The sequence below is a fragment of the Actinomadura fibrosa genome, from assembly GCF_900659615.1.
Classification (GTDB): domain Bacteria; phylum Actinomycetota; class Actinomycetes; order Streptosporangiales; family Streptosporangiaceae; genus Spirillospora; species Spirillospora fibrosa.
Genome location: NZ_CAACUY010000373.1, coordinates 1 through 6,366, shown reverse-complemented (window position 1 = coordinate 6,366; position 6,366 = coordinate 1). Strand labels below are relative to the sequence as shown.

Genomic DNA, 6,366 nt, shown 5'->3' with positions numbered 1-6,366 from the left:
GACGATGCGCGGCGTCCTGCGGGCCGGGGTAGGGCTGCGGGCGGCGCTCGGCGTGGCCCTCGCCGCGGACACCGTGTCGATCGCCGTCATGGAACTGCTCGACAACGCCGTGGTCGTGGCCGTCCCCGGCGCGATGGACGCGGGCCTCGCCAGCGCCCTGTTCTGGGGCTCGCTGGCCTTCTCGCTGCTGGTGGCGTTCCTGCTCACCACCCCGGTCAACCGCTGGATGATCTCACGCGGCAAGGGCCACGCGGTCGTCCACCGGTACCACCACTGACCGCCGCCGGCAGGCGGTAGCGTCGGGTTCATGCGGCTTCATGTGGGATGCGCGATGTGGACGCACGCACCGTGGCAGGGGCGCTTCCTGCCCCATCCGCTCGCGCGCGAGGAGCGCCTGCGGGCCTACGCGTCCTGGTGCGACGCCGTGGAGGGCAACACGACCTTCTACGCCACCCCGGCCCGCGCCACGGTCGAGAGCTGGGCTGCGCAGACGCCGCCCGACTTCCGCTTCCTGGTGAAGCTGCCCAAGACGATCACCCACGAGCGGCGGCTCACCGGAGCGGACGAGGACCTCCGCGCGTTCCTCACGGCCATCGAGCCGCTCGGCCCGCGGGTCCACGCCCTCTGGGTGCAGCTGCCCGGCTCCTTCTCCCCCGCCGACCTCGGCGGCCTGGCCGCCTTCCTCCGCAAGCTCCCCCGCTCCCTCAGAACGGCCGTCGAGGTCCGGCACCGCGCCTTCTTCGATGACGGACGCTCCGAACGCCTCCTCGAACGGATGCTCGCCGACGCCGGCGCCGAATGGGTCCCGTTCGACACCACCGTCCTCTTCCAGTCTCCCCCGACCACCGACGCCGAACGCGAGGCGTGGACGAAGAAGCCGCGCATGCCGCGCCGCGCGCCCGCCCTCACCGACCGCCCGATCGTCCGCTACCTCGGACGCGACGACACCGCGCGGACCGTCGAGGGCTGGCGCCCCTGGGTCGGGAAGGTCGCGGACTGGCTGCGCGAGGGCAGGAGCCCGACGGTCTTCATCCACACCCCCGACAACGCGGAGGCACTGGCGCTCGCCCGCCGGTTCCACGACGAGGTCCGGGCCCGCGTCCCCGAGGTCGAGCCGCTGCCCGACCCCGTCCCGGCCGAACCGCTGACCCTTTTCTGACGTACAGGGAACCGGCGGCATGGGCCCTCCCGGCGCCGCGGAGGAGGACGCCGCACGTTTTCCGTAATCCGCGCGCGCCGGCGGGGTCTCCATGACGTCCGGCAAACCTTACGAATCCCGAAAAGGTGGCATACGTGAGCAAGCATCATGGAGCAGGCGCGGACCGCGGCCCCGGCCCCCGCCGCCTCCGGCGGCGCCCCGTGCCGAAGCGCTGGTGGATCGCCGGAGCGGCCGGCTCCGCGGCGCTCTGCCTGACCGCCGGGGTCGCCTACGCGGTGACCGGCACGTCCGACGACCCCGCGGGCTCCCGCCCGGTGGCCGACCGCGCCGCGTCCACCCCGTCCGCGGCCTCGTCCCCCGCCGCCCCCGCGCAGAGCACCACCCCGCGCCGCGCACCGTCCAAGGACCCGCGGCGCGCCACCGCCGCGAAGAAGAAGCCGACCGCCAAGCCCAAGGCCCCCAAGAAGCGCACGACGCCGAAGCCCAGCACCGGCACCGGCTCCGGCGGCCAGAGCACCACCCCGACCGGCGGCGGGACCGCCGGGCAGGTCATCGCCCTGACCAACGCCGAACGCGCCAAGCACGGCTGCGGCCCGCTGACCCTCGACGCGAAACTCCAGTCGGCCGCCCAGGCCCACTCCGCCGACATGGTCGCCCGCAACTTCTTCGACCACACCAACCCCAGCGGCAAGGACCCCGGCGACCGCATCACCGCCGCCGGCTACCGCTGGTCGACCTACGGCGAGAACATCGCCGCGGGCCAGCAAACCCCCGCGTCCGTCATGTCGTCCTGGATGAACAGCCCCGGCCACCGCGCCAACATCCTGAACTGCAAGTTCAAGAACATCGGCGTAGGCGTAGCCAAGAAGGGCAACTCCCCGTACTGGACGCAAGACTTCGGCACTAGGTTGTAATTGCGTCGCCCTCGGCGTCGGCCCTGGCGGGCCTTCCTTCAACGGGCACCGCGGCGATCGCTGGCATCGCTCCGACTCGCCTAGCGGCTCACTGCGCGATCAGGTCCTCGCAAGCTCGAACCTGGCCCCGCACGCGATCGCAACGTTCCGGTCAGCGGCCCGCTGGGGCTCGAACAAGGTGCGAGAGCCCGCCCTACGCGCGGGATCGCCAACGCGCACGAGGTTCACATAGCGCGCGCGGGGCTCGCCCGACGCCGCCGGGGATCGTCCGGCACGCGTGCGGTCCGCCCGGCGCGCGGGGTTCGCCCGGCACGCATGCGGTTCACCCTGCGCGCGCGGGTTCGCCCAGCACGCGAGTGAGGTTCGCCCGGCGCACGCGGGATTCGCCCGGCACGCATGCGGTTCGCCCGGCGCGCGTGGGTTCGCCTAGCGCGCGGGTTCGCCCGGCGCACGTGGGTGCGTACAGCGCACGCGGGGTCCGCACCGCGCGCGGGTTCGCCCGGCACGCGCGGGGTCGCCCTGCGCGCGGGGTTGGCGCACCACGGCAGCACGGCATTCAGGCCAGGACGGGTCGCCCTGCGCGCGGGGTTCGCCCGGCACACGTGTGAGGTTCGCCCGACGCGCGGGGTCGTCCGGCGCGCGTGGGTGCGCACAGCGCACGTGGGTGCGCACAGCGCACGTGGGGTCCGCACCGCGCGGGTTCGCCCGGCCCGCGTGCGGTTCACCCTGCGCGCGCGGGGTCACCCTGCGCGCGCGAGGTTCCGCACCACGGCAGCACGGCTTCAGGCCGGGACGGGTTCGCCCGGCACGCGAGGTTCGCCCAGCACGCGTGCGGTTCGCCCGGCACGCATGCGGTTCACCCGGCGCGCGCAGGGTTCGCCCGGCACGCGAGTGAGGTTCGCCCGGCACGCGGGATTCGCCCAGCACGCGTGGGTTCGCACAGCGCACGTGGAGTCCGCACCGCGCGGGTTCGCCCGGCCCGCGTGCGGCTCGCCCGGCACGCGCGGAGTCGCCCTGCGCGCGGGGTTCGCGCACCACGGCAGCACGGCATTCAGGCCGGGGCGGGTTCGCCCTGCGCGCGGGATTCGCCCGGCACGCGTGTGAGGTTCGCCCAGCACGTGTGTGGTTCGCCCGGCACGTGTGAGGGTTGCCCGGCACGTGTGAGGGTTACCCGTGTGTGGTTCGCCCGGCGTGCGTGGGGGCGCACCGCGTGCGTGGGGGCGCACCGCGCGTGTGAGGTCTGCATCGCGCGCGTGCGGGGGCGCATTGCGCGTGTGGCGGTGCTCTTGGGGTGTTTGTTCGGGTTGTGCGTGTGTGGCGCCTGGGTGGCGTTCGGGTTAGCGTTTTCCGAAGTCTTGGGTCCACCAGGGGCCGTTGGGGCCGGGGGCTCGTCCTACGCCTATGTCGGTGTAGGTGCAGTTCAGGATGTTGGCTTTGTGGCCGGAGCTGTTCATCCAGGACGACATGACGGACGCCGGGGTCTGCTGGCCTGCGGCTATGTTCTCGGCCCAGGCGGTCCAGCGGTAGCCGGCGGCGGTGATGCGGGCGCCCGGGTCCCGGCCGCCGGAGCCGGTGTGCGAGAGCTTGCGGTGGGAGGCCATGTCCGCGGAGTGCTTCTGCGCGGCCGCGGTCAGCGCGGCGTTCTCGCGGAGGGCGCGGCAGCCGTGGCGGGCCCGCTCGGCGTTGACGAGGGCGATGACCTGCCGGACGGGTGTCGCGGGCGGCTTGCGCGGCTTCGGTGTGGGCCGTTTGGACGAGCGCCGGGGGCTGGGCGACCTGCGTGAGGGCCGGGGCGACGCCGACGTCGGCGGCTCGGTCACGCGCTGGACGGCGGTGGCGCTCGGCGGCGCGGCGGCCGGGCGGGGCTCGTCCTCGGGCAGCGTGAAGAACCAGACGGCGGCCGCCGCCGCGATCACGGCGGCCGAGCTGCCGGCGATCGCCGCGTTGCGCGCGCCGTGCGCGACCGGCGTCGCGAGGCCGGTGAGCTTCAGCGACGTCAGGTCGGCGGCGGCCAGGTGGGGCGGGGGCGGCAGCAGGACGAGGCCCGCGAGCAGCGCCTCCGCCGGGGCGAGTGATCGGCGGTGCGCGAGGCAGGTCCGGCAGTCGCGGACGTGGCGGGCGATGCGCTTCCGCCAGACCGGCGCGGGACGGCCGTCCCAGCCGGACGTCAGCTCGGCGAGGCCCGGGCAGCTAGGCGTCGCGGCGAGGGCCCGCACCACCGTCCGTCCCGTTTCCAGCTGGGTCTTCATCCGGTTGACGCGGACCGCGGCATGGCGGGGCGAGAGCCTCAGCGCCGCCGCGAGTTCGGCACGCGTGAGTTGCCCCGAGACCTCCAGCCACCACAGGGCGAGCAGCTCACGGTCGGCGGGATCGAGCCATCGGGTGGCCTCCGCGACCTCCCGCCGCTGCCCGGAAAGGCCCAGCCGCACGATGGTCGCGTCGACGAAGTCGCCGTCCGGGTCCGGCACGTCATGGGCCGCGTCGAGCCCGACCGCGGGTCGCCTGCGGAGGGCCGACCAGCGCCGACGCACCTGGTTCATCGCGATCGCCACCAGCCACGAGCGGAACCGCGCCGGGTCGCGCAGGCCGCCGAGCCCGTTCAGCGCCCGCACCATGGTGTCCTGGACGACGTCGTCGACGTCCGCGTGGCCGTTCATGGCCCGTCCGACGACGTTGTACACCAGGGGCAGGCAGTCGGAGGCCAGCCGCTCCCGCGCCTCCCGGTCGCCCGCCTGCGCCGCCGCGACCAGCCGCTCGTCGCCGCCGTCCATGCACGTCCCTCCGGTCACCTCGGGCCGACCCGTTCGGCCACGTGGAAGAGACCCCGCGGGCCGGGCGCCGATAACAGGAAAGGCACCTGTCCGGCGATCCGGGACAGAGTGCCAGATCGCGCCGCCGTCCGCCGCCTTGACCTGGAGCGCGCTCCAGTTCCTAGCGTGGGAGATCCACGACGGAGGAGCACTTCAGCATGCAGTACCGCAAGCTCGGCCGGACCGGTGTCGAGGTCAGCACGCAGTGCCTCGGCGCCATGATGTTCGGCGCGATCGGCAACGGGGACCACGGCGACTGCGAGCGCATCGTGCACAGGGCGCTCGACGCCGGGATCAACTTCATCGACACCGCCGACATCTACTCGGCGGGCGAGAGCGAGGAGATCGTCGGCAAGGCGCTCAAGGGGCGCCGGGACGACGTCGTCCTCGCGACCAAGTTCTTCAACCCGATGGGCGAAGACCGCAACCGGCGCGGCGGCTCCCGCCGCTGGATCGTCCAGGCGGTCGAGGACAGCCTGCGGCGACTCGGCACCGACCACATCGACCTCTACCAGATGCACCGGCGCGACTGGGACACCGATCTGGAGGAGACGCTGTCGGCGCTGACCGACCTCGTCCGCCAGGGCAAGGTCCTCTACATCGGCTCGTCCTCCTACCCCGCGGACTGGATCGTCGAGGCGCAGTGGGCGGCGGACCGCAGCGGCGGCGCGCGGTTCGTGTGCGAGCAGCCGCAGTACTCGATCTTCGCCCGGTCCGTGGAGGAGGCCGTCCTGCCCGCCTGCCTGCGGCACGGGATGGGCGTCATCCCGTGGAGCCCGCTGGCCGGCGGCTGGCTGACCGGCAAGTACCGGCGCGGCGAGCAGGCTCCCGCCGGGTCCCGCTTCGCCTCGGGCGTCGGGAACCAGCGGTGGCGCCGGTCGGTCGACGAGGACCCGAGCGCCCCCGTCCGGTTCGACGCCGTCGAGCGGCTGTCGAAGATCGCCGACGACGCCGGCCTGCCGCTGACGCACCTCGCGCTGGCCTTCGTCACCGAGCACCCGGCGATCACCTCGACCATCATCGGCCCGAAGACTCTGGAGCAGCTCGACGACCTGCTCGCGGCGGCCGACGTCCGCCTCGACACCGCCGTGCTCGACGCGATCGACGAGGTCGTCCCGCCCGGCACGGACCTCCCGGGCATCGACCACCTGGACGGCAACCCGTCCCTGGGCAGGGCCGCCCGCCGCTCCTGAGCGCGCCCCCGTTCTACTCCGGTTCCGGCTCGGCCGGCGGCGCGTCCGCGCGGCCGAGCCGCAGGTCCATCAGGTCGGGGTTGTATCTGGCCAGGAGGTAGTACGGTCGGGCCGCGGCGACGAGGACGTCCCGGGAACCGATCCCCCGGTCGAGGGCGTGCAGTTCCAGCGTGCCGGGTTCGGCGCCCCAGCGTTCACCGAGGTGGGTCAGGATGCGGTCCGCTGACAGGGTGTGGATGTCGAAGGCGGAGGCGGTCTTCTGCGCGTGGTCGTTGACAGCCTTCGCCGCG

Annotated in this window: 5 protein-coding genes and 1 pseudogene; 4 read left to right on the top strand and 2 right to left on the bottom strand. The window is 73.9% G+C overall.

Features of this window, described 5'->3' with window-relative positions; all coding sequences use genetic code 11:
• The 3 genes from E1300_RS46440 to E1300_RS53155 all read left to right on the top strand — a co-directional run.
• On the top strand, positions 1–277 hold a 277-nt coding region (locus tag E1300_RS46440; RefSeq protein ID WP_131763653.1), incomplete at its 5' end, for a DUF4396 domain-containing protein.
• A 30-nt stretch (positions 278–307) separates the two neighbouring features.
• Positions 308–1,159: a DUF72 domain-containing protein gene (locus E1300_RS46435; RefSeq protein WP_131763652.1), complete on the top strand. Its 852-nt coding sequence runs from the start codon at positions 308–310 to the stop codon at positions 1,157–1,159.
• 134 nt (positions 1,160–1,293) lie between these two features.
• On the top strand, positions 1,294–2,073 hold the full coding sequence (locus E1300_RS53155; RefSeq protein WP_242619842.1) for a CAP domain-containing protein: 780 nt from the start codon (positions 1,294–1,296) through the stop codon (positions 2,071–2,073).
• Positions 2,074–3,410: 1,337 nt separating this feature from the next.
• On the opposite strand, the gene E1300_RS46425 is transcribed toward E1300_RS53155, so the two are convergent.
• Positions 3,411–4,844 (bottom strand): sigma-70 family RNA polymerase sigma factor, encoded by a 1,434-nt coding sequence (locus tag E1300_RS46425; RefSeq protein ID WP_131763650.1) that lies wholly within the window; start codon positions 4,842–4,844, stop codon positions 3,411–3,413.
• Between the two features lie 197 nt (positions 4,845–5,041).
• Here E1300_RS46425 and E1300_RS46420 point away from each other — a divergent pair, with 197 nt between their 5' ends.
• A complete protein-coding gene (locus E1300_RS46420) occupies positions 5,042–6,076 on the top strand; it encodes an aldo/keto reductase (RefSeq protein WP_131763649.1) in 1,035 nt (344 codons plus the stop codon).
• Between the two features lie 13 nt (positions 6,077–6,089).
• Here E1300_RS46420 and E1300_RS50965 read toward each other — a convergent pair.
• Positions 6,090–6,366, bottom strand: a pseudogene (locus tag E1300_RS50965) (hypothetical protein); the annotation flags it as partial.

Bases quoted from the DNA above. Each gene is read 5' to 3' on its own strand.
- E1300_RS46435 (WP_131763652.1), top strand. From the start codon at position 308: ATGCGGCTTCATGTGGGATGCGCGATGTGGACGCACGCACCGTGGCAG.
- E1300_RS46425 (WP_131763650.1), bottom strand. From the start codon at position 4,844: ATGGACGGCGGCGACGAGCGGCTGGTCGCGGCGGCGCAGGCGGGCGAC.
- E1300_RS46420 (WP_131763649.1), top strand. From the start codon at position 5,042: ATGCAGTACCGCAAGCTCGGCCGGACCGGTGTCGAGGTCAGCACGCAG.